This window comes from Kitasatospora sp. NPDC088861 (assembly GCF_044750105.1).
GTDB lineage: Bacteria > Actinomycetota > Actinomycetes > Streptomycetales > Streptomycetaceae > Kitasatospora.
This window is the reverse complement of record NZ_JBIVJF010000003.1, coordinates 474,047-494,926: the sequence shown is the minus strand read 5'-3', so window position 1 is coordinate 494,926 and position 20,880 is coordinate 474,047. Positions and strand designations below refer to the sequence as shown.

The following is a 20,880-nucleotide window of genomic DNA, read 5'->3' as shown; positions in this document are numbered from 1 at the left end:
TCGGCACATGCAGATCGATCAGGATGCCTCCACCTTAGACCGGGCGGGTGGCGGGGCCCGTCACCCCCGGCGGGTCGTCGCCGTCCAGCGGCAGCCGCGGGGCCGGCGGGGTCGGGCGCAGGCCGAGCAGGCGCTCGACCAGGCGCAGGAACAGGGCGGAGTTGCGGACCAGGTCGTCGGCGTCACGGGCCGAGGCGGCACCCCTGATCCCGGCCTCGGCGGCCGCCCGGCGGCGGGCGCCGGCGCCGTAGTAGAGCGCCCACTCGGCCAGCTCGGGGGCCACCTCGGGCAGCACCTCCCAGGCACTGCGGATGGCCTTGCGCCGGCGCGGGCTCTTCTCCGGCCGCCCCCGCACCGCGAGCACGGCCGCCACCGTGCGCAGCGCGGCCAGGTGGGCGGTGGCGTACCGCTCCAGCGGGTCCTCCAACACGCGGGCCCGGGCGAGCGTGCGGTGGGCGTCGGCGAGCAGGTCGAGGGCGGCCGGCGGCGCGGCGGTCCGGCGCAGCACGGGGTGGACGTCCCCGCCACCCGGGCGCCCGCCCGGGGAGGACGGCGGGGCGGCGGAGTGGAGGCGGGCGGTGACGGGCTCAGGACGGCTGATGGTCATGGTCTCCCCCGTTCCGAGGCAGCGCGCGGACCGGGCGGTCCGTGCCCCTCCATCGTGAACGGGACCACTGACAACGCGGCCCGAAACGGGTGAGCGGCGGCGGGCACCGGCCTGTCCCCCCAGGTCCTGTGCCGCCGCCGTACGCCGCCGCTCCGCCGTTCCCCACAGGCGGCGGTGGCCAGCTCCCCCTTCCGGTGGCCGGTCTCCCCCCGGCCCGCTCCGCCGCCCCGTGTCGGCGGTGCGAGGCCCGTGACCGGCTCCCGCGGCGGACCTCCGCCGCCGCCCCGCCGACCCCTCATCTGCCGGCTGGGCGGACGGATCCGCCACCCGGGGCGGGGCGCCCGACGCGCCGCCGTCCCGGTGCCACCACTCTCCCGTCCCGGCAGGTCGGCGGGCCATCCGCTGACGTACTCAACCCCGGATCTGAGTACGCGTACTCAGATCCGTCGGCCCCGGACCCGGCCGTGGCCGGAACCGGCGGGCCGACCCGGCACGTCCGGGTACGGTACGGCCGTGGCCGGGGCGGACCGGCCACGGCCACGAGAAGGAGGGGGAAAGCGATGAGGAGGGGGAAGCCATGACGATCGTGCCGCTGATCTTCACCAGCGGACTCGCCAGCGGCATCAACGCCTACGCGGTGGTGCTGCTGCTCGGACTGCTGGGCCGCTTCGGCGGCGCGGACTCGGTACCGCCCGCACTGGAGCGCACCGACGTGCTGGTCGCGGCCGCCGTACTGTTCCTGCTGGAGGCGGTGGCCGACAAGATCCCGTTCGTCGACAGCCTCTGGGACTCCGTGCACACCGTGATCCGGCCGATCGCGGGCGCCACCGTCGGCGCGCTGATCGCGAGCACCGACCCGGGCTCGCTCGGCGAGGTCGCGGCGGGCGCGATGGGCGGCACCACGGCGCTGGTCAGCCACCTGGTCAAGGCCTCGCTGCGGATGGCGGTCAACACCTCGCCCGAACCGGCCAGCAACATCGCGGTCAGCATGGCGGAGGACCTGTCGGTGGCCGGGCTGGTATCCCTGGCGATCTTCCACCCCTGGCTGGCCGCCTCGATCGCCGCCGTCCTGCTCGCCGTCGGCCTGCTGCTGGTCTGGTTCGCGGTCAACCGGATCCGCGCCTTCCGGGCCCGCCGCCGCGAACGCCGCGCCGCCCGCGACGCCGGGTCCGCCGCCCGCGGGCAGGAGGCGGACCGGCCGTACGTCCCGCGGCGCTGAGGACGGCGCCCGCCCGGTCCGGCCCGGCCCAGGTCACGGCCTAGGATCAGGTGCCATGGCACGGATCGTCATCATCGGCGCAGGAATGAGCGGGCTCGCGGCGGCCTCCAGGCTGGCCACCCTCGGACACCGGGTGACGGTCTGCGAGGCCGGCGGCACGTACGGGGGCATGGTCGGCCGGTACGAGCGCGACGGATTCGCCTTCGACACCGGCCCCGGCCTGCTGACCCTCCCGGCCGTCTACCGCGACCTCGCGCTGAAGACCGGCAAGGAGCCGCTGGAGCAGCTCGTCGACCTCGCCCCGGTGGACCCGGAGAGCCGGCACCTGTTCCCGGACGGCACCGCCGTCAGCCTGCCCAACGCCTCCCGCGGCGGCGTCAGCCAGGCCCTGGACGCCGCCTTCGGCGCCGGCTCGGGCGCCCGCTGGAGCGCGGTCATGAACCACGGCCGGACGGTCTGGGAGGCCACCCGCCGCCCGCTCCTGGAGGAGCCGCTCCCGGCCGACCGGTCGCCGCTGCACACCGACCCCTACCCCGTCCCGCCCCGGCGCGGCCTGCTCGCCCGGCTCGGCCGGCCCCGCCCGTGGACCCTCGCCGACGTCGCCGCCCGCGAACTCGGCGGCCACCCCGGCCTCACCGCCCTGCTGGCGGAGCACGCCCTGCGTTTCGGCCTGCCCCCCGGGTCCGCCCCCGCCGGGGCCACCGTGCTGCCGTACATGGAGCAGTCCTTCGGCGTCTGGTACGTCCGGGGCGGCCTGCGGGCCCTGGCGGACGCGGTGCACCGGCGCTGCGAGCTGCGCAAGGTGGAGTTCCGCTTCGACACCCCGGTCACCGGGGTACTGGTCGAGGACGGCCGGGCCCGTGGCGTCGACACCCCGGGCGGGCGGATCGACGCGGACCTGGTGGTCTCCTCGATGGACACCAGGGCGCTGTTCCGTGACGGTCTCGCCCGGTGGCCGGAGCTCGGGCCCGACCACGGGGAGCCGTCCGAGGTGCCCGGCCGGTTCAGCGTGCTGCTCGCGCTGCGCGGCGCCCGGCCGGCCGGCACCCCGCACCGGACGGTGGTGCACGCCGCCGACCCTGCGGCCGAGCAGAACGCCCTGACCCTCCCGGCCCCGCCCTGCGAGCGCCCCACCCTCCAGGTGCTGCGCCCGGACGATCCCTCGCTGCGCCCCGACGACGCGCACGAGAGCGTGGTGCTGACCGCGACCGTCCCCGCCCAGGGCGACGTCGACTGGACGGCGCCCGGGGTCGCCGAGCGCCACGCGGACCGGCTGCTGGCGCACGCCGACGCCGCCGGCCTGGGCCTGCGCGAACGGGTGCTGTGGCGGGTCGTGCGCACCCCGGACGACACCCGCCGGGAGACCGGCGCCCTCGGCGGGTCGGTCCCCCGCCCCGCGCTCGCCGGAGACGGCGGCGGATGGCTCCAGCCCGCCAACGAGTCGCCCGTCCCCGGCCTCTACCTGATCGGCGGAGCGGCCCACCCCGGCGGCGGACTGGCCCGGGCCGGCATGTCCGCCTGCATCGCCGCCAACCTGATCGGCCCGGCGTAGGGGCCCTGGCGCCGGACCTCAGCCCTGGGGCCAGGTGTTCTGCTGCTGGTAGCCGTAGGTGTGGTCGTAGGACTGCTGCTGCGGGATGCCCTGGGGGTGCTGGCCCGGCTGCTGGCCGGGGTGCTGCTCCAGGTGTTGCTCGGGGTGCTGCTGCGGGGTCTGCCACTGCTGCTGGGGGTGCTGCTCCCAGCCGGGCTGCTGCTGCGGGTAGGACTGGTACTGGTCCTGCTGCGGGTAGCCGTTGTACGGGTCGGACTGCTGGGGGTAGGCCCCGTAGCCCTGGTCGTAGGCGAAGGCCGGCTGCTGCTGGCTCTGCCACTGCTGCTGCTCGTAGGCCGGCTGCGGCTGGGCGGCGTTGTCGTAGCCGGACTGGTAGGCCTCGGCGTAGGGGTCGTGCGGCGCCTGCGCCTGCTGCTGCTCGTAGTAGGCGGGCGCGTAGACGCCGTCCTGGGCGAGTTCCCGCATCTCGAAGGCGGCGGTCTGCTCGACCTCGGGGACGTCCTCGGCAACCGGGGCGGGGGCGGCGACCGGGGCCTCCTCGACGGCGCTGACCTCACCGATCCGCTTGTCGGTGGCCTCGACCGCGGCCACGGCGGCCGCGCCGCCGGTGAGGGCGCCGAGCAGGGGCACCTTGGCGAGCGGGCCGGGCAGCGAGCCGTCGGCCTTGCGCAGCGACCAGCCGGCCCGGTAGCCGCGCTTGACGGAGAGGGTGACGAAGGTCTGGCCGGCCGCGAAGAGGGCGGCGCCGGCGCCGATCACCGGGACGGAGCCGAGCACCATGCCGGCGGCCACTGCCAGGAAGCCGACCAGGGCGAGGGCCCGCCAGTGCAGCGGGGCCCGGTTCTGCAGCAGGACCTCGGCGACCAGCCAGAGCGCCACCACCGCCAACGCGACGTACAGCAGCAGGTATCCGATGCCCATCCGCCCGCTACCTCCAGTCGCGTGCCCGCGCTCGCCGCGCGTGTGCGGCGACTGTACCGGTTCAACGGCCGGGGTACCGCATCGCGTTCCCGCCGGTCGCGGCCGGGGCCCACACGACCGAGCCCGTCACCGTCGGGGCGGTGACGGGCCGGTGAACGTCCGGGCCCGCGGGCCCGATCGGCCCGGCGCAGGACCCCCGACGGGGCGCCGGACGGGGCCTACGCGTGGCGCTGGTGCAGGCCGAGGTTCTGGTAGATCTCCAGCGTCGCCGTGGAGTGGTTGAGCGTGATGAAGTGCAGGCCGGGCGCACCCTCGGCGAGGAGGCGTTCGGCCATCGCGGTGGCGTGTTCCATGCCGATCGCGCGCAGCGCCGCCGGGTCGTCGACGGCGGCCCGCAGCCGGGCCTCCAGGTCGGCGGGGAAGGCGGAGCCGCTCAGCTGGGGGAAGCGTTCCAGCTGCTTGGCGTTGGTGACCGGCATGATCTCCGGGATGATCGGCGTCTCACAGCCGGCGGCGGTGACCCGGTCGCGCAGCCGCAGGTAGTCGTCGACCTCGAAGAACATCTGGGTGATCGCGTAGTCGGCGCCCGCCCGGACCTTGCCGACGAAGTGCCGGATGTCCTCGTCCCAGTCGGTGGAGCGCGGGTGCATGTTCGGCGAGGCGGCGACGCCGACGCAGAAGTCGCCGATGCCCTTGATCAGCTCGACCAGCTCGTACGCGTACGTGACGCCGTCGGGGTGCCTGACCCATTCGCCCATCGGGTCGCCGGGCGGGTCCCCCCGGACCGCGAGGACGTTGCGCACGCCCTGGTCGGCGTACTGGCCGATGATGTTGCGCAGTTCGGCGATCGAGTGGTCGACGGCGGTCAGGTGGGCGACCGGGGTCAGCGTGGTCTCGGTGGCGATCCGGCCGACCATGTTGACGGTGCGCTCGCGCGAGGAGCCGCCGGCGCCGTACGTCATGCAGACGAAGTTGGGGTCCAGCGGTTCGAGCCGACGGATGGCGTCCCAGAGTCTCTGCTCGCCGACCTCGGTGCGCGGGGGCATGAACTCGAAGGAGAAGGACCGCTTTCCGGCTGCCAGGAGTTCGCGGACCGTCAGTGCGCGGTCCGGTCTGGTGGAAGCGATGCCGAGTGCCATGCTGGCAGGTTATCCGGCGTTCGAAGGGGCCGGACAACTCGGTACCACGGATTGAGACAAGCGGTGGACGATACTCCGTCCGGTGGTCCGTCGAATTCCGACCGGCGTTCGGGGCCCGCGCCGGGTGTGCCCGCACGCCCGCGCGCACGCCCGCTCGCACATTCGTTCCCGGCTACCCCGCTACGCTTGCTGCACCCCAGCGAACCAGCGGAGCCTCATCGTGACCTCGTCCAGCAACCGGCCGGCCAACCCCATAGACGTGGAGGACGTCCGCGCGTGCGTCAACGCCGCCCTCGCCGCGTTCATGGACGGCCAGTCCGCCCTGTTGGACAAGATCTCCCCGCAGCTCGTGCCCGCCGCCGACGCCCTGCGCGACTTCCTGCTGGACGGCGGCAAGCGGCTGCGCCCGGCCTTCTGCTACTGGGGCTGGCGCAGTGCCGGCGGCCCGGCCGGCGGCGAGGGCATCGCGAACGCGGCGGCCGCGCTGGAACTGCTCCAGGCGAGCGCTCTGGTGCACGACGACCTGATGGACCGCAGCGACACCCGCCGCGGCCTGCCCTCGATCCACCGCCGCTTCGAGGCGCTGCACCGGGCGAACGGCTGGCGCGGCGACCGCGAGCAGTACGGCGCCTCGGCGGCGGTGCTGCTCGGCGACCTGCTGCTGATCTGGTGCGACGAGCTGTTCCTGCGCTCGGGCCTGGAGCCGGCCGCCGTGCTGGCCGCCAAGCCGGTGTTCGACCTGATGCGCACCGAGGTCATGGTCGGCCAGTACCTGGACGTCCTGGAGCCGGTGGCCGGCGACTCCGCCGACGAGGGCGCGCTCGACCGGGCGCAGACGGTGCTGCACTACAAGTCGGCGAAGTACACGATCGAGCGGCCCCTCCAGGTCGGCGCGCTGCTGGCCGGGGCCGGCCCGGAGCTGGTGGCGGCGCTGGGGGCGTTCGGGCTGCCGCTGGGCGAGGCCTTCCAGCTGCGGGACGACCTGCTCGGCGTCTTCGGTGATCCGGCGGTCACCGGCAAGCCGGCCGGGGACGACCTGCGCGAGGGCAAGCGCACCCTGCTGGTGGCGCACGCGATGCGGGGCCTGCCGGCCGCCGACGCCCGGCACCTGGACGAGCGGCTCGGCGCGCCGGACCTGGTGCCCGAGGAGGTCGCCGGGCTGCGCGACCTGGTGGCCCGCAGCGGCGCGCCCGAGCGGGTGGAGCGCCGGATCGACGAGCTGATGCGGCAGTCCCTGGCCGCGCTGGAGGCGGCGCCGCTGGCCGACGAGCAGGCCCGCACGGTGCTGCTGGCCCTGGCCGAGGCCGCCACCGTCCGCAAGTACTGAGATCCGCACGCAGGGGGATCCGCAGGTACGGGGAACGGTGACGGCCCCCGGGGCCGTCAGGCCGAGCGCACCCGCCGGGCGAGCTCGGCGGCGGCGGCCTGCGGGTCGTCGGCGGCCGTGATGGCACGGACCACGACGATCCGGCGGGCGCCGGCGGCCAGCACCTCGTCGAGGTTTCCGAGGTCGATGCCGCCGATGGCGAACCACGGCCGGTCGGTGCTCTGCTTCGCCGCGTACGAGACCAGGCCGAGGCCCGGCGCCGGGCGGCCCGGCTTGGTCGGGGTCGGCCAGACCGGGCCCGTGCAGAAGTAGTCCACGCCGGGCTCGGCGAGCGCCGCGTCCACCTCGGACTCGGCGTGGCAGGACCGGCCGATCAGCACCTCGTCGCCGAGGATCGCCCGGGCGGCCGGCACCGGCAGGTCGTCCTGCCCGAGGTGCAGCACGTCCGGCCGGGCCGCGTGCGCGACGTCGGCGCGGTCGTTGACGGCCAGCAGCTTGCCGTGGCGGCGGCAGGCGTCCGCGAAGACCTCCAGGGCCGCCAGCTCCTGCTTGGCCTCCAAGCCCTTGTCTCGGAGCTGGACGATGTCCACCCCGCCCGCCAGCGCCGCGTCCAGGAACTGGGCGAGGTCGCCCTGCTCCCGGCGGGCGTCGGTGCACAGGTACAGCCGGGCGTCGGCCAGCCGCCGGCGCGGTGCGTCCGCCGCCATCAGATCAGCATCGCCTGGGCGCGCCGCTTGACCTCGGTGCCGCGGTTCTCCTGCAGCGCCTGGATCGGGCTGCCGGGCAGCGACGGGTCCTCGGTGAAGAGCCACTCCAGGATCTCCACGTCGTTGTACCCGCAGTCGCGCAGCACGGTCAGGGTGCCGGACAGGTGCTTGACCAGCCCCTGGCCGTCGATGAACGCCGCAGGGACCTGCAGCGACTTGTTGGGGCCCCGCCGGACGGCGATCAGCCCGCCGCTGCGGACCAGGTCGCGCACCTCGGTGACGCGCACCCCCCACTGCTCCGAGATGTCGGGCAGGTACATCCACTCGGAAACCAGGGCTTCGATCTTGCTTTCAATCTCACTCACGCCACCAGACTGCCACCTCCACAGCCCCCCGCGCACCAGCCGCTACCCCGCGACCGCCGACTTCAGCGGCACCGAGGGGTCCGCCGCGCGGGCCCGGTCCAGCGCGGTGCCGCGCTCGATCAGCCGGCGGCCCTGGGTGAGGTCGCGCGGCCGGTCGACGGCCAGCAGCGCGCTCGGCACCCCGTCGCGCAGCCAGAGCGCCGTCCAGGAGGCGTCCTGCGGGCCGCCGCGCCACAGCAGTTCGTCGCCCTCGGCGTGCCGCCCGGCGTACTGGACCATCCGCCCGAACTGCTCCGACCAGAAGTACGGCACCGGGTCGTACGGCGGCGCGTCCGCGCCGAGGACGGCGGCCGCCACGGCCTCGCCGGACTGCAACGCGTGGTCCCAGTGCTGGACGGCCAGCCGGGCGCCGGAGCGGGCGGACGGGTAGCTGACGCAGTCCCCGGCCGCGAAGACGCCGGGCAGGCCGGTGCGCAGCCGCCCGTCCACCAGGACGGCGCCGGTGCCGTCCAGCTCGACGCCGGAACCGGCCAGCCAGCCCGTCGCGGGCCGGGCGCCGACGCCGACCACGACCTCGTCGGCGGGCAGGTGCGAGCCGTCCGCCAGCAGCACCGCGCCCTCCTCGACGGCGGCCACGCCGACCCCGCAGCGCAGGTCGACACCGGCCTCGGCGTACCAGGCGGCCATCGCCGAACCGACCTCGGCCGGCAGCGCGCCGGGGACGGGCGCCGGGCCCGCCTCGACCACCGTCACCTCGCAGCCGGCCGCGCGGGCGGCGGTGGACACCTCGGCGCCGATCCAGCCCGCGCCGACCAGCACCAGCCGCAGGCCGGGCCGCAGCAGGGCACGCAGCGCCAGCGCGTCGTCCAGGGTGTGCAGCAGGTGCGCGCGCTCGGCGCCGGGCAGGGCGCGCGGGGTGGCGCCGGTGGCGATCACCAGGGCGTCGTACGGGAGGTCGCCGGCGTCGGTGTGCAGCACTCCGGGGGCGAGGCCGGTCGCGCGGCGGCCGGTGAGCAGTTCGATGCCCAGGTGCGGGTAGTCGATGTCCAGGGTGGTGGCGTCGGCCTTGCCGAGCAGCACGTCCTTGGAGAGCGGCGGCCGGTCGTACGGCGCGTGCGGCTCCTCCCCGACCAGCGTGATCCGCCCCCGCCAGCCGCCCTGCCGCAGCTTCAGGGCGCACTGCGCCCCGGCCAGCCCGGCCCCGACGACGACCACCTGATCCGTTCCGTTCAGCTCTGCCACGCCCGTCACTGTACTCAGCGCCCTGCCGGGGCCACCGGCCCGTCCACCCCGCGTACGGGCCTTCGGCCGGGCCCGCCCCCGGCGTTATGGTGGGGGCACCATCACGGGAGCCCGGCGTACCGGGCTGAGAGGCGGGCTGGCACGGCCCGCGACCGTCCGAACCTGATCCGGGTCATTCCGGCGAAGGGAGAAGAGCAGCCTTGTCACGCTTGCCCGAGGAAACCCACGCCGACGTGTTGGTGATCGGCGGGGGCGTCATCGGCCTCGCCGTCGCCTGGCGCGCCGCGCAGCGCGGGCTGGGGAACATCGTCGTGGTCGACCCCTCCCCCGGCGGCGGGGCGGCCGGGGTCGCGGCCGGGATGCTCGCCCCGGTCACCGAGCTGCAGTACGGCGAGGAGCCGCTGCTGCGCCTCGGCATGGCCTCCAACCAGCGGTACGGGGACTTCGCCGCCGAGCTCACCGAGGCGAGCGGCGGCCTGGACACCGGGTACCGCCGGTGCGGCACGATCGCCGTCGCGCTGGACTCCGACGACCGCGAGGAACTGCGCGAGCTGCACGCCTTCCACCAGCGGCTCGGCCTGGACTCGGCCTGGCTGACCGGCCGGGAGGCCCGCAGGCTGGAGCCGATGCTCGCCCCCGGCGTGCGCGGCGGCCTGCACGTCGCGGACGACCACCAGGTGGATCCCCGCCGGCTGCTGACCGCCCTGGTGGCCGCCTGCGAGCTCGCCGGGGTCGTGCTCCACCGGGCCGAGGCCGTCGGGCTGCTGGTCGAGGACGGCCGCGCGGTCGGCGCCCGGCTCGGCACCGGCGAGACACCGAGGGCCGACCAGGTGGTGCTCGCGGCCGGCCCGCACAGCCACCGGCTGCCCGGGCTGCCGGAGGGCGTGCTGCCGGCCGTCCGCCCGGTGAAGGGGCAGATCCTGCGGCTGCGGATCCCCGAGGCGTACCGGCCGTTCCTGTCCCGCAACGTCCGCGCGGTGGTGCGCGGACAGCACCTGTACCTGGTGCCCCGGGAGAACGGCGAGCTGGTGATCGGCGCGACCACCGAGGAGCAGGGCTACGACACCACGGTCACCGCCGGCGGGGTGTACGAACTGCTGCGCGACGCCCACGAGTTGGTGCCGGGCATCACCGAACTCCCGCTGCTGGAGACCTCGGCCGGGCTGCGTCCCGGTTCGCCGGACAACGCCCCGCTGCTGGGCCCGACCGCGCTGCCCGGGCTGGTCGCCGCCACCGGCCACTACCGCAACGGCGTGCTGCTCACCCCGGTGACCGCCGACCTGCTCGCCGAGTACCTGGCGACCGGCGAACTCCCCGAGCTTGCAAAGCCGTTCACGCCCACCCGGTTCTCCCCCGACCGCTCCACCACGAAGGCCTCCGCATGACCGAGATCGCACCACCCCAGACCACACCACCCCAGACCACACCGGCCGAGATCGGGCTGACCGTCAACGGCGAGCCCCGCCGGGTGTCCGCCACGACCACCCTCGCGGAGGTGGTGGCCACCCTCAGCGCCGCCCACAGCGGCGTCGCCGCCGCCCTCAACGAGGCCGTGGTGCCGCGCAGTTCGTGGCCGGCCACGGAACTGTCGGCGGGCGACCGGATCGAGATCCTCACCGCCGTCCAGGGAGGCTGACATGGCTGACGACCTGCTGACCATCGCCGGGGAGTCCTTCGGCTCCCGGCTGATCATGGGCACCGGCGGCGCACCCAGCCTGGAGATCCTGGAACGGGCGCTGCTGGCCTCCGGCACCGAGCTGACCACCGTGGCGATGCGCCGGGTCGACGCCGGCACCCAGGGCTCCGTCCTGGACGTGCTGACCCGCAACGGCATCCGGGTGCTGCCCAACACGGCGGGCTGCTTCACCGCCGGGGAGGCCGTGCTGACCGCCCGGCTGGCCCGCGAGGCGCTCGGCACCGACTGGGTGAAGCTGGAGGTGATCGCCGACGAGCGGACCCTCCTGCCGGACCCGATCGAGCTGCTGGACGCCGCCGAGACCCTGGTCGACGACGGCTTCACGGTGCTGCCGTACACCAACGACGACCCGGTGCTGGCACGCAAGCTGGAGGACGTCGGCTGCGCGGCGATCATGCCGCTGGGCTCGCCGATCGGCTCCGGCCTGGGCATCCGCAACCCGCACAACTTCCAGCTGATCGTGGAGGACGCGGGCGTCCCGGTGATCCTGGACGCGGGCGCCGGCACCGCCTCGGACGTCGCGCTGGCGATGGAGCTGGGCTGCGCGGCGGTGATGCTCGCCTCCGCGGTGACCAGGGCGCAGGACCCGGTGCTGATGGCCGAGGCGATGCGGCACGCCGCCGAGGCGGGCCGGTTCGCCCACCGGGCCGGCCGCATCCCGCGCCGGTTCCACGCCGAGGCCTCCTCGGCGATGGCCGGCCGGGCGGAGCTGGACACCCGCGAGCACCCGGCGTTCTGACGCCCTGGCGCACGGCACCCGCCCGCGTGTGCCGTGTCACAAACCGGGCACAGCCGGGCCCGGAGGCGATGTCCTCCGGGTCCGGCTGCCGCCTGCGGCCCTAGACTCTCCGGGTGGACATGGCACTGCACGACCCCCTGATCGGTACCCTGCTCGACGGCCGGTACCGGGTCGAGCAGCGCATCGCGACCGGCGGGATGTCCACCGTCTACAAGGGCACCGACACCCGGCTGGACCGGGTCGTCGCCCTCAAGGTGATGCACCCCGCGCTGGCCGGGGACGACGGCTTCACCGCCCGGTTCATCCGCGAGGCCAAGGCCGTCGCCCGGCTCTCCCACCCGAACGTGGTGAACGTCTTCGACCAGGGCGCGGACGGCGCCAACGTCTTCCTCGCCATGGAGTACGTGCCCGGCCGCACCCTGCGGGACCTGCTGCGCGACCGCGGCGCGCTGTCCGTGCGGGCCGCGCTGGACGTGCTGGAGCCGGTGCTGGCCGCCCTCGGCGCCGCCCACCGGGCCGGGCTGGTGCACCGGGACGTCAAGCCGGAGAACGTGCTGATCACCGAGGACGGGCTGGTCAAGGTCGCCGACTTCGGCCTGGTCCGGGTCCTCGGCACCGCCGACGGCGCGCCCACCTCGACCAGCACCTCGACCAGCACCGCGACCGGCGGCACGGTCCTCGGCACCGTCTCCTACCTGGCCCCCGAGCAGATCCTCCCGGACGCCCCCACCGACCAGCGGGTCGACGTCTACGCGGCCGGCATCCTGCTCTACGAGATGCTCACCGGCCGCCGCCCGCACACCGGCGACAACCCCGTCCAGGTGATGTACAAGCACCTGCACGAGGACGTCCCCGCCCCCTCGCTGATCGCCCCGGCCGTCGGCCCCGGGCTGGACGCCATAGTGGCCGGCGCCTGCGCCCGGACGGCCGAGGCCCGCCCGTACGACGCGGTCGAACTGCTCGCCGCCCTCCAGCGGATCCGCCGCACGCTCACCCCGGCCGAGCTGGACGCGGAGCCGCCGGCCTCCACCCGGCCCAGCCCGCGCTACCCGACCAGCGAGCCGACCTCGGTGATCCAGCAGCCGGCGGGGCCCGCAGCCGGGGCGCCGGAGCCCACCAGCGTGCTGGACGTGCCGGCGGAGCTGCTGGACCAGCTGCTGGTCGAGCCGCGCCCGTACGACGAGCCGACCCCGGTGCGCGGGCGCCGGCCCGGCCTGCTGCGCCGCCTCCCCCGCAAGCCGCTGATCTGGGTCGCCGCGCTGACCGCCCTGGTGCTGGCGGTCGGCGGTGCGACGTACGGGCTGTCCGAAGGGCTGTACGGGCCGGTGCCCGGCGTGCTCGGCAAGGACCGGGCCGAGGCGCAGCGGATCCTGGACAAGGACGGCATGCACGGCCGCTTCGTCGAGGCGTTCAGCGAGAGCGTCCCGGCCGGGCAGGTGATCGCCACCGACCCCGGGGTGGGCGCGCGGACCCGCAAGAGCGACACCGTGACGGTGACCGTCTCCAGGGGCCCCAAGCGGATCGCGGTGCCGGACCTGGCCGGGAAGACCGCCGACCAGGCCGCCGACGCGCTGACCGCGGCCCAGCTGACCAGGGGCGGCGTGACCGGGACGTACGACGACACCGTGCCGGAGGGCGTGGTGATCAGCAGTTCGCCGGCGGCCGGGCAGCTGCTCCAGGAGAACACCGCGGTCTCGCTGGTGGTCAGCAAGGGCATGGTGCCCGTCCCGGACGTCACCGGGATGAGCAAGGACGACGCGGCGAAGGCGCTCCAGGCGGCCGGCTTCACGATGCAGACCAGCGGGGTCAATCTGTTCGGCACCGGCAAGGTGTCCGGTCAGTCCCCGGCGGCCGGCGAGCGGCGCCCGCAGCACACCGCGGTGACGGTCAACTTCCCCTTCTTCTAAGGGGATTCCTCCGAACGTCGGCCCGCCCTCAGCGCAGCGGGCCGTCGCCCGGCTCCTCCTGGTGGGAGTAACGCTGCTCGCGCCACGGGTCGGCGAGGTTGTGGTAGCCGCGCTCCTCCCAGAAGCCCCGGCGGTCGGCCCGCATGTACTCCACCGCGCGGACCCACTTGGGGCCCTTCCAGGCGTACAGCCCGGGGACGATCAGCCGGACGGGGAAACCGTGCTCGGCGGTCAGCGGCTCGCCGTTGCGGTGGGTGGCGAAGATCGTCCGCGGGTCGGCGAAGTCGGCCAGCCGCAGGTTGGCGCTGTAGCCGTACTCGGCCCAGACCATCACGTGGGTGACGCCGGGCGCGGGGGGCTCCAGGTCGAGGAGGGCGGCGGCCGGCACGCCCGACCACTCGTTGCCGAGCAGCGTGAACTTGGTGACGCAGTGCAGGTCGGCGACGACGGTGGTGCGCGGCAGGGCGTGGAAGGCCTCGAAGTCCCAGCTGTGCTTCTCCGCCGAGGCGGTGGCGCCGAACACCTGGAGGTCCCAGGTCAGCGGCTTGAAGCGGGGTACGGGCCCGTAGTGCAGGGCGGGCCAGCCGCGCTGCACGCGCTGCCCCGGGGGGAGCCTCGGGTCAGACGGCGGAAGCGGTTCTTGTTCGGACTGACCCATGACTCCATGGTGACAGACGGCGGCCGACGCGCCGTGCGCGCCCCTTCGCGCGACCACACGCCCCGCCCCCAAGAACCGGTGATCGGGCCCGTATCGGCTCAAATCGGATATTCCAAAACATGTCCTAGTGAGTGTGAACTTACTGGAATTTTCTCCCATTTCGATGCCAGGATGCGCAGCGCAGGAGTCACAACAGGCCGTAGCGCAGGGAGGCACCAGCCATGCAGGGCGACCCAGAGGTCATCGAGTTCCTCAACGAACAGCTCACCGCGGAGCTCACCGCGATCAACCAGTACTTCCTGCACGCCAAGATGCAGGAGAACTTCGGCTGGACGAAGCTCGCCAAGTACACCCGGCACGAGTCCTTCGACGAGATGAAGCACGCCGAGACTCTCACCGACCGGATCCTCTTCCTGGACGGGCTGCCGAACTACCAGCGGCTGTTCCACGTCCGGATCGGCCAGACGGTCAAGGAGATGTTCGAGGCGGACCGCCAGATCGAGGTCGAGGCGATCGACCGGCTGAAGCGCGGGATCGTGGTGATGCGCGCCAAGAACGACGTCACCTCGGCGAACATCTTCGAGGACATCCTGGCCGACGAGGAGCACCACATCGACTACCTCGACACCCAGCTGGAGCTCCTGGAGAAGCTCGGCGAAGCCCTCTACCTCGCCCAGGTGATCGAGCAGCCGGACTCCTGAGCCCTCAGGCCGCGCGCAGCGGGGCGACCGGGGTCGGGGCGGCCTGAGTCACGGTGGCCGCCGGCGCGGACGCGGCCTGGTCCTGCGGGTCGGCCAGGCCGAGCTTCGCGGCGAGGCGGGCGGTCGGGCAGGGCCGGGCGCCGTGCTCGCCGAGCAGGGCCTGGATCCGGCGGACGCAGGATCCGCAGTCGGTGCCGGCCTTGCAGCCCCGGGCGATCTGGCGCGGGGTGCCGGCCCCGGCGTCGATCGCCTTCTTCACCTGGTCCTCGGTGACCGCATGGCACATGCACACGTACATCGCGGACTCTCCAGGGTGGTGCGGCGCCGACCGGCGGAACGATCTTGACTAAGGCTTGCCTTACTTCACTAAGCCTCACCTTACCCGGCGATCCGGGCACGAAAAAGCCCCTCCGGGCTCGGGGACCCCGAATCCGGAGGGGCTTTCGTCACATTCGTTCACCGGTGACCCGCCGGCGGCGGCTCACCCGTGGCAGCTCCCGTGGCAGCTCACTGGCCGCGGTACATCTCCGCCACCAGGAACGCCAGGTCCAGCGACTGGCTGCGGTTGAGCCGCGGGTCGCAGGCCGTCTCGTAGCGCTGGTGCAGGTCGTCGACCAGCACCTCGTCGCCACCGCCAACGCACTCGGTCACGTCGTCGCCGGTCAGCTCCACGTGGATGCCACCCGGGTGGGTGCCCAGCGCGCGGTGCACCTCGAAGAAGCCCTTGACCTCGTCGAGCACGTCGTCGAAGCTGCGGGTCTTGTGGCCGCTGGAGGCCTCGAAGGTGTTGCCGTGCATCGGGTCGCAGATCCACACCGGCTGGGCGCCGGACGCGGTGACCTTCTCCACCAGGGTGGGCAGGTGGTCGCGGACCTTGCCCGCACCCATCCGGGTGATGAAGGTGAGGCGGCCGGGCTCGCGCTCCGGGTCCAGCTTCTCGATCAGGGTCAGTGCCTCGTCGACCGAGGTGGTCGGGCCGAGCTTGACGCCGATCGGGTTGCGGACCTTCGAGGCGAACTCGATGTGCGCGTGGTCCAGCTGGCGGGTGCGCTCGCCGATCCACACCATGTGGCCGGAGACGTCGTACAGCTCGCCGGTGCGCGAGTCCACGCGGGTCAGCGCGGTCTCGTAGTCGAGGATCAGCGCCTCGTGCGAGGAGAAGAACTCGACGGTCTTGAACTCCTCCGGCGCCACACCGCAGGCGTTCATGAACGCCAGGGCGTTGTCGATCTCCCGGGCGAGCTGCTCGTAGCGCTGGCCGGCCGGCGAGTTGCGCACGAAGTCCTGGTTCCAGGCGTGCACCTGGCGCAGGTCCGCGTAGCCACCGGTGGTGAACGCGCGCACCAGGTTCAGCGTCGCGGCGGACGCGTTGTACATCCGCTTGAGGCGCTCCGGGTCCGGGATGCGGGACTCGGGGGTGAAGTCGAAGCCGTTCACCGAGTCGCCGCGGTAGACCGGCAGCGTCACGCCGTCGCGGGTCTCGGTCGACTTGGAGCGCGGCTTGGAGTACTGGCCGGCGATCCGGCCCACCTTCACGACCGGCACCGAGGCCGCGTACGTCAGCACGGCGGCCATCTGCAGCAGGGTCTTCAGCTTGTTGCGGATGTGCTCCGCCGAGACGCCGTCGAAGGCCTCGGCACAGTCACCGCCCTGCAGCAGGAAGGCCTCCCCGCGCGCCACGGCGCCGAGCCGGGCGCGCAGCTGGTCGCACTCGCCGGCGAACACGAGCGGCGGATAGGAGGCGAGCTCGGCAAGGGTCTTGCGCAGAGCCTCTTGGTCCGGCCATTCAGGCTGCTGCGCCGCGGGCAGGGACTGCCAGGAGTGGCCAGTCCTCGATGTCTCAGTCGTCACGGTCACACCACCAAGGCTACGGGGTGACCCGAGCGATTCGTGACCATTGCCCGAGGGGTGAGACATAACTCGGACAAACACGTGACCGGGCTCACCCTCCCCGCACGATCCGCTACGCTCGAACCATGCACGCGCCCCACACCCACTCCTGGTGGTGGGCCTCCCCCAAGGGTGGCCCACCGATCGCGCGTTCCTAGACGAACACGACGGCCGCCCCTCGGGGCGGCCGTCGGCGTATGCGCAGACGGCCCTCCGGGAGCGGATCCCAGCACCGCACCTCACCAGTCCCCCGGAAGGAAGCCGCTCCGTGACCGCCACCGCCGACCTGCTCGCCCGCCTCACCGCTCCCGACGCGCCCGCGTTCGCCCTGCTGCACCGCCGCACCCCCCGGCTCGCCCCGGACACCGTCGAGGTGCTGATGGGCACCGTCGACAGCTACCGGAACCTCGCCGACCTGCCGGTCCGCACCGGCGTCCCGGCCGACGGCCCCGTGCACGACCTGCTCGCGCTCGTCCCGTACCGGCAGATCCGCGAGCGCGGCTTCGAGGCGCACGACGACGGGACCCCGCTGCAGGCCCTCTCGGTGGCCGAACAGCACACCCTGCCGCTGGCCGAACTCACCGCCGCCCTGCCGCAGTCGCCGGTCTCGCTCACCGGCGGCTCGTTCGACATCGACGACGAGGCGTACGCCGCGATCGTCCGCCGGGTGATCGAGGAGGAGATCGGCAACGGCGAGGGCGCCAACTTCGTGATCCGGCGCGACTTCGGCGCCACCCTGGAGAACTTCTCGCCCGCACTCGCGCTCACCCTGTTCCGGCGGCTGCTGGAGCAGGAGCGCGGCGCCTACTGGACCTTCCTGGTGCACACCGGAGAACGCGTCCTGGTCGGCGCCTCCCCCGAGGTGCACGTCCGCCAGAGCGGCGGCACCGTCGTGATGAACCCGATCTCCGGCACCTACCGCTATCCGACCGGCGGCTCGGACATCGACTCGCTGCTCCGGTTCCTCCACGACCCCAAGGAACTGGAGGAACTGACGATGGTCGTCGACGAAGAGCTCAAGATGATGTGCACGGTCGGCGACCTCGGCGGCCAGGTGCTCGGGCCCCGGCTCAAGGAGATGTCCCATCTCGCCCACACCGAGTACGAGCTGCGCGGACGCACCTCGCTGGACGTCCGCGAGGTGCTCCGCGAGACGATGTTCGCCGCCACCGTCACCGGCAGCCCGGTCCAGAACGCCACCCGGGTCATCAAGCGGTACGAGCCCGGCGGGCGCGGCTACTACTCCGGCGCGCTCGCCCTGATCGGCCGCTCCGCCAGCGGCGGGCAGCTGCTGGACTCGCCCATCTGCATCCGCACCGCCGACATCGACCCGGCCACCGGCCGCCTGGTCGTCCGGGTCGGCGCCACGCTGGTCCGCCACTCCGTCCCCGAGTCCGAGGTCGCCGAGACCCACGCCAAGGCCGCCGGGGTGCTCACCGCGATCGGCGCCCGGCCCGCGCCCGCCCGGCTGCCCGGCCCCACCGGCCCCCGGCTGGCCGACGACCACCGCGTCCAGGCCGCCCTGGACGCCCGGCGGGCCGACCTCGCCCCGTTCTGGCTGCGGATGCAGACACCGACCGTGGTCACCGAGCCCGCGCCGACCCTGGTGGTCGACGGCGAGGACACCTTCACCTCGATGCTCGCCCACCTGCTCACCTCGATCGGCCACCAGGTCAGCGTCGTCCGCTACGACGCGCCCGGGCTGCCCGCCCTGCTGGCGGCGCACCGCGGGCCGCTGGTGCTGGGCCCCGGGCCCGGCGACCCGGCGCTCACCGACGACCCCAAGATGGCCCTGCTGCGGCCGGTCGTCGCGGACGCCCTGGCAGCCGTCCGGTCCGGAGCCCGCACCGCGCCGCTGCTCGCGGTCTGCCTCAGCCACCAACTGCTCTGCGGCGAGCTCGGGCTGGCGCTGGGCCGCAAGGACGTCCCGTACCAGGGCGCGCAGGAGAGCATCGATCTGTTCGGCACCAAGCACACCGTCGGCTTCTACAACACGTTCACCGCGCGCTGCTCGGACGCCGACGCGGCCCGGCTCGCCGCGCGGGGCGTCGAGGTCGCCCGGGACGCCGCCACCGGGGACGTCCACGCGCTGCGCGGGCCCGGCTTCGCCGGCCTCCAGTTCCACCCCGAGTCGGTGCTGACCCGCGACGGCGTCGGCATCGTGGCGGGCCTGCTGCGCGAGGCGGCGGCCGTCCGCGGCTGAGCAGCCGGTGGGGGGCCGGTCCCGGGAGACCGGCCCCCCACCGCACGCGGGATCGCCGAGGCGGCCGGATCCCACCGGAGCCGTCAGATGTCGTCGTCCAGCCCCTGCTCGATCGCGTACCGCACCAGTTCCACCCGGTTGTGCAGTTGCAGCTTGCCGAGCGTGTTCTGGACGTGGTTCTGCACCGTCCGGTGCGACAGCACCAGCCGGTCGGCGATCTGCCGGTACGACAGGCCCTTGGCCACCAGGCGCAGGACCTCGGTCTCCCGGGCGGTCAGCTGTGGGACGGCCGGCGCGGAGGCCGGGGCCGGTTCGGCGGCCAGCCGGCGGAACTCGCCCAGCACCAGGCCGGCCAGGCCCGGGGTGAACACGGCGTCGCCCACGGCCGTGCGCCGCACCGCGTCCAGCAGTTCCTCCCGCCCGGCCGACTTGACCAGGTACCCGGTCGCGCCGGACTTCACCGCCTCCAGCACGTCCTGGTGCTCGCCGCTGGCCGAGAGCACCAGCACCCGCACCGCCGGGTCCTGCGCGACCACCTGGCGGCACACCTCGGCGCCGGGCAGACCGGGCAGGTTGAGGTCCAGCACGACGACCTGCGGCGAGCAGGCGCGGGCCCGGCGCACGGCCTCCTCGCCGTCGCCCGCGGTGGCCACCACGTCCAGCCCGGCCTCGGCGAGGTCCCGCGAGACGGCGTCGCGCCACATCGGGTGGTCGTCCACGACCATCACCCGTATCGGCCGGTCAGTCGTCGGCTGATCGGTCATCAGAGCCCTTCCTCGGGACGCGGAGTTCGACCTCGACGCCCTCCCCGGGCGCCGAGTACAGCTCGGCCGTGCCGCCGAGGTCCAGCAGCCGGCCGCGGATGGACTGGGAGACGCCCAGCCGCCCGGCCCGCTCCGCCTCGCCGAGGCGGCCGGGGGCGAAGCCGGGGCCGTCGTCGCGGATGCTGACCGTGACGGCCTGCGGCTCGTCCTCCACCAGGATCCAGGCCCGGGCCCGCTCCCCGGCGTGCCGGCGGACGTTGTCGACGGCGGCGCCGACCGCCGCGGCCAGTTCGCCGGCCGCCCCGGCGGACAGCAGCACCGGCCCGCCGGGGGCGGACAGCGTGATCCGCTCGTCGGCGTACGGGCGCAGCAGCGCGGTGAGGTCCTGCGGCTCCCCGGCCCCGCACTCCGGCGGGCGCTGCCCCGGGATCGGGCCGCCGGTCATCAGCGCCCGCAGGGCGCGCTCCTGCTCGCCGGCCAGCCGGCCGAGTTCGGCGAAGTCGGCGTCGCCGCCCGGGCGTCCACCGGCCGCGGCCGCAGCGCCCTCGGCCGGCCGCGCGGTGAGTTCCGCGCCGTGGCGCTGGACGAGGGCGAGCACCTGGAGCACGCCGTCGTGGATGTCGCGGGAGAGCCGCTCGCGCTCCCGGGTGGCCGCCTCGACCTGGAGTGCCCGGGTGAGCGTCGCCTCGCTGGCGCGGGCCAGTTCGATGACGTAGCCGATGGCGCAGCCAGCCACCATCAGCAGCATGATGTTGTGGACGTTGTCGCCGGTCGCGCCGCCGTGGCCGAGGATGTTGGCGACGCCGATCACCGTGCCCGCGGCGGCCGCCCAGCGCCAGCCACCCTTGCCGGCGAAGCCGAGCACCGTACCGGCGGCCCAGATGGTCGGCAGGGTGGGCGCGCCGTGGCTGATCCGCACCGGGTCGTCGGTCAGGCCGCTCATCACGATGCCGGTGACGGCGAGGGTGAGGTCGGTGCCGAGCACGTACCAGGTGCAGCGCTGCGGGCCGGCGAAGGCCCGGGTGCTGGCGAGCGTCCAGAGGGTGAGCGTACCGAGGAAGATCCAGCCGGCGACGGGGTGCAGGAAGTCCAGGTAGGAATTGAGGTAGCGCAGCAGGGCGTAGCAGAGGGCTAGCAGCCGGAAGTAGGAGATGGCCTTCCACAACGGCAGTTCGACGGACATGCCCCCGGCCGCGACCGCGCCGCCGACTGCCCCGGTTCTCTCGCCGTCCGTCATCCTTCC

Annotated in this window: 20 protein-coding genes and 1 riboswitch; of the genes, 9 read left to right on the top strand and 11 right to left on the bottom strand. The window is 74.2% G+C overall.

Annotated elements, in window-relative coordinates; genetic code table 11:
* Positions 1-34 precede the first annotated feature (34 nt).
* Positions 35-601 (bottom strand): SAV_6107 family HEPN domain-containing protein, encoded by a 567-nt coding sequence (locus ACIP37_RS08970; RefSeq protein ID WP_400805702.1) that lies wholly within the window; start codon positions 599-601, stop codon positions 35-37.
* A 583-nt stretch (positions 602-1,184) separates the two neighbouring features.
* Between ACIP37_RS08970 and ACIP37_RS08965 the strand changes: the two genes are divergently transcribed.
* Entirely contained in the window at positions 1,185-1,826 is a 642-nt protein-coding gene (locus tag ACIP37_RS08965) for a DUF4126 domain-containing protein (protein WP_400805647.1), read from the top strand.
* A gap of 55 nt (positions 1,827-1,881) precedes the next feature.
* The gene (locus ACIP37_RS08960; RefSeq protein ID WP_363618871.1) at positions 1,882-3,378 is read left to right on the top strand and encodes an NAD(P)/FAD-dependent oxidoreductase; all 1,497 of its coding nucleotides are present in this window, start codon (positions 1,882-1,884) and stop codon (positions 3,376-3,378) included.
* Between the two features lie 18 nt (positions 3,379-3,396).
* Here ACIP37_RS08960 and ACIP37_RS08955 read toward each other — a convergent pair whose 3' ends face one another.
* Both ACIP37_RS08955 and metF read right to left on the bottom strand, forming a co-directional pair.
* Entirely contained in the window at positions 3,397-4,299 is a 903-nt protein-coding gene (locus tag ACIP37_RS08955; RefSeq protein ID WP_400805645.1) for a hypothetical protein, read from the bottom strand.
* Positions 4,300-4,517: 218 nt separating this feature from the next.
* Entirely contained in the window at positions 4,518-5,438 is a 921-nt protein-coding gene (gene metF, locus ACIP37_RS08950; RefSeq protein ID WP_363582946.1) for a methylenetetrahydrofolate reductase [NAD(P)H], read from the bottom strand.
* A 220-nt stretch (positions 5,439-5,658) separates the two neighbouring features.
* On the opposite strand from metF, the gene ACIP37_RS08945 reads away from it, so the two are divergent.
* The gene (locus ACIP37_RS08945) at positions 5,659-6,765 is read left to right on the top strand and encodes a polyprenyl synthetase family protein (protein WP_400805642.1); all 1,107 of its coding nucleotides are present in this window, start codon (positions 5,659-5,661) and stop codon (positions 6,763-6,765) included.
* Between the two features lie 56 nt (positions 6,766-6,821).
* On the opposite strand, the gene thiE is transcribed toward ACIP37_RS08945, so the two are convergent.
* Genes thiE through ACIP37_RS08930 form a run of 3 tightly spaced genes read right to left on the bottom strand, consistent with a single transcriptional unit; the run spans position 6,822 to position 9,088 of the window.
* Entirely contained in the window at positions 6,822-7,472 is a 651-nt protein-coding gene (thiE, locus tag ACIP37_RS08940; RefSeq protein ID WP_363628785.1) for a thiamine phosphate synthase, read from the bottom strand.
* A complete protein-coding gene (locus ACIP37_RS08935) occupies positions 7,472-7,837 on the bottom strand; it encodes an Rv2175c family DNA-binding protein (RefSeq protein WP_350884398.1) in 366 nt (121 codons plus the stop codon). Before ACIP37_RS08935 ends, thiE begins: the two co-directional genes overlap by 1 nt.
* A gap of 42 nt (positions 7,838-7,879) precedes the next feature.
* Positions 7,880-9,088 (bottom strand): FAD-dependent oxidoreductase, encoded by a 1,209-nt coding sequence (locus ACIP37_RS08930; RefSeq protein WP_363582952.1) that lies wholly within the window; start codon positions 9,086-9,088, stop codon positions 7,880-7,882.
* 84 nt (positions 9,089-9,172) lie between these two features.
* A riboswitch (TPP riboswitch) is annotated at positions 9,173-9,285 on the top strand.
* Positions 9,286-9,288: 3 nt separating this feature from the next.
* On the opposite strand from ACIP37_RS08930, the gene thiO reads away from it, so the two are divergent.
* The 4 genes from thiO (at position 9,289) to pknB (ending at position 13,421) form a co-directional block, all read left to right on the top strand.
* On the top strand, positions 9,289-10,464 hold the full coding sequence (gene thiO, locus ACIP37_RS08925) for a glycine oxidase ThiO (protein ID WP_400805639.1): 1,176 nt from the start codon (positions 9,289-9,291) through the stop codon (positions 10,462-10,464).
* The gene (thiS, locus tag ACIP37_RS08920; protein WP_400805637.1) at positions 10,461-10,715 is read left to right on the top strand and encodes a sulfur carrier protein ThiS; all 255 of its coding nucleotides are present in this window, start codon (positions 10,461-10,463) and stop codon (positions 10,713-10,715) included. Before thiO ends, thiS begins: the two co-directional genes overlap by 4 nt.
* A gap of 1 nt (position 10,716) precedes the next feature.
* Complete coding sequence (locus ACIP37_RS08915; RefSeq protein ID WP_363582958.1) at positions 10,717-11,514, top strand: thiazole synthase; 798 nt, start codon at positions 10,717-10,719, stop codon at positions 11,512-11,514.
* 119 nt (positions 11,515-11,633) lie between these two features.
* Positions 11,634-13,421, top strand: coding sequence for a Stk1 family PASTA domain-containing Ser/Thr kinase (gene pknB / locus ACIP37_RS08910; protein ID WP_400805700.1), 1,788 nt, complete (start codon positions 11,634-11,636; stop codon positions 13,419-13,421).
* A 28-nt stretch (positions 13,422-13,449) separates the two neighbouring features.
* Here pknB and ACIP37_RS08905 read toward each other — a convergent pair whose 3' ends face one another.
* Entirely contained in the window at positions 13,450-14,079 is a 630-nt protein-coding gene (locus ACIP37_RS08905) for a molybdopterin-dependent oxidoreductase (RefSeq protein WP_063347259.1), read from the bottom strand.
* Between the two features lie 221 nt (positions 14,080-14,300).
* Between ACIP37_RS08905 and bfr the strand changes: the two genes are divergently transcribed.
* Positions 14,301-14,780: a bacterioferritin gene (bfr, locus tag ACIP37_RS08900; RefSeq protein WP_363582962.1), complete on the top strand. Its 480-nt coding sequence runs from the start codon at positions 14,301-14,303 to the stop codon at positions 14,778-14,780.
* 4 nt (positions 14,781-14,784) lie between these two features.
* Here bfr and ACIP37_RS08895 read toward each other — a convergent pair whose 3' ends face one another.
* The gene (locus ACIP37_RS08895; RefSeq protein ID WP_363582964.1) at positions 14,785-15,078 is read right to left on the bottom strand and encodes a (2Fe-2S)-binding protein; all 294 of its coding nucleotides are present in this window, start codon (positions 15,076-15,078) and stop codon (positions 14,785-14,787) included.
* Positions 15,079-15,287: 209 nt separating this feature from the next.
* Positions 15,288-16,697 (bottom strand): class II 3-deoxy-7-phosphoheptulonate synthase, encoded by a 1,410-nt coding sequence (locus ACIP37_RS08890; RefSeq protein WP_380336515.1) that lies wholly within the window; start codon positions 16,695-16,697, stop codon positions 15,288-15,290.
* A gap of 241 nt (positions 16,698-16,938) precedes the next feature.
* On the opposite strand from ACIP37_RS08890, the gene ACIP37_RS08885 reads away from it, so the two are divergent.
* Positions 16,939-18,873, top strand: coding sequence for an anthranilate synthase family protein (locus ACIP37_RS08885; RefSeq protein ID WP_400805634.1), 1,935 nt, complete (start codon positions 16,939-16,941; stop codon positions 18,871-18,873).
* A gap of 83 nt (positions 18,874-18,956) precedes the next feature.
* Here the strand turns inward: ACIP37_RS08885 and ACIP37_RS08880 are convergent, their stop codons facing one another.
* The gene (locus tag ACIP37_RS08880; protein ID WP_063347264.1) at positions 18,957-19,637 is read right to left on the bottom strand and encodes a response regulator transcription factor; all 681 of its coding nucleotides are present in this window, start codon (positions 19,635-19,637) and stop codon (positions 18,957-18,959) included.
* A complete protein-coding gene (gene macS / locus ACIP37_RS08875; protein ID WP_400805632.1) occupies positions 19,615-20,874 on the bottom strand; it encodes a MacS family sensor histidine kinase in 1,260 nt (419 codons plus the stop codon). Before macS ends, ACIP37_RS08880 begins: the two co-directional genes overlap by 23 nt.
* Positions 20,875-20,880: the final 6 nt, after the last annotated feature.

Excerpts from the sequence above, each read along its gene's own strand:
- ACIP37_RS08915 (WP_363582958.1), top strand. The coding sequence starts at position 10,717 with ATGGCTGACGACCTGCTGACCATCGCCGGGGAGTCCTTCGGCTCCCGG.
- ACIP37_RS08890 (WP_380336515.1), bottom strand. The coding sequence starts at position 16,697 with ATGTCTCACCCCTCGGGCAATGGTCACGAATCGCTCGGGTCACCCCGT.
- ACIP37_RS08905 (WP_063347259.1), bottom strand. The coding sequence starts at position 14,079 with ATGGGTCAGTCCGAACAAGAACCGCTTCCGCCGTCTGACCCGAGGCTC.
- ACIP37_RS08965 (WP_400805647.1), top strand. The coding sequence starts at position 1,185 with ATGACGATCGTGCCGCTGATCTTCACCAGCGGACTCGCCAGCGGCATC.
- pknB (WP_400805700.1), top strand. The coding sequence starts at position 11,634 with ATGGCACTGCACGACCCCCTGATCGGTACCCTGCTCGACGGCCGGTAC.
- macS (WP_400805632.1), bottom strand. The coding sequence starts at position 20,874 with ATGACGGACGGCGAGAGAACCGGGGCAGTCGGCGGCGCGGTCGCGGCC.
- bfr (WP_363582962.1), top strand. The coding sequence starts at position 14,301 with ATGCAGGGCGACCCAGAGGTCATCGAGTTCCTCAACGAACAGCTCACC.
- ACIP37_RS08895 (WP_363582964.1), bottom strand. The coding sequence starts at position 15,078 with ATGTACGTGTGCATGTGCCATGCGGTCACCGAGGACCAGGTGAAGAAG.
- thiS (WP_400805637.1), top strand. The coding sequence starts at position 10,461 with ATGACCGAGATCGCACCACCCCAGACCACACCACCCCAGACCACACCG.
- thiE (WP_363628785.1), bottom strand. The coding sequence starts at position 7,472 with ATGGCGGCGGACGCACCGCGCCGGCGGCTGGCCGACGCCCGGCTGTAC.
- ACIP37_RS08880 (WP_063347264.1), bottom strand. The coding sequence starts at position 19,637 with ATGACCGATCAGCCGACGACTGACCGGCCGATACGGGTGATGGTCGTG.
- ACIP37_RS08960 (WP_363618871.1), top strand. The coding sequence starts at position 1,882 with ATGGCACGGATCGTCATCATCGGCGCAGGAATGAGCGGGCTCGCGGCG.
- metF (WP_363582946.1), bottom strand. The coding sequence starts at position 5,438 with ATGGCACTCGGCATCGCTTCCACCAGACCGGACCGCGCACTGACGGTC.
- ACIP37_RS08955 (WP_400805645.1), bottom strand. The coding sequence starts at position 4,299 with ATGGGCATCGGATACCTGCTGCTGTACGTCGCGTTGGCGGTGGTGGCG.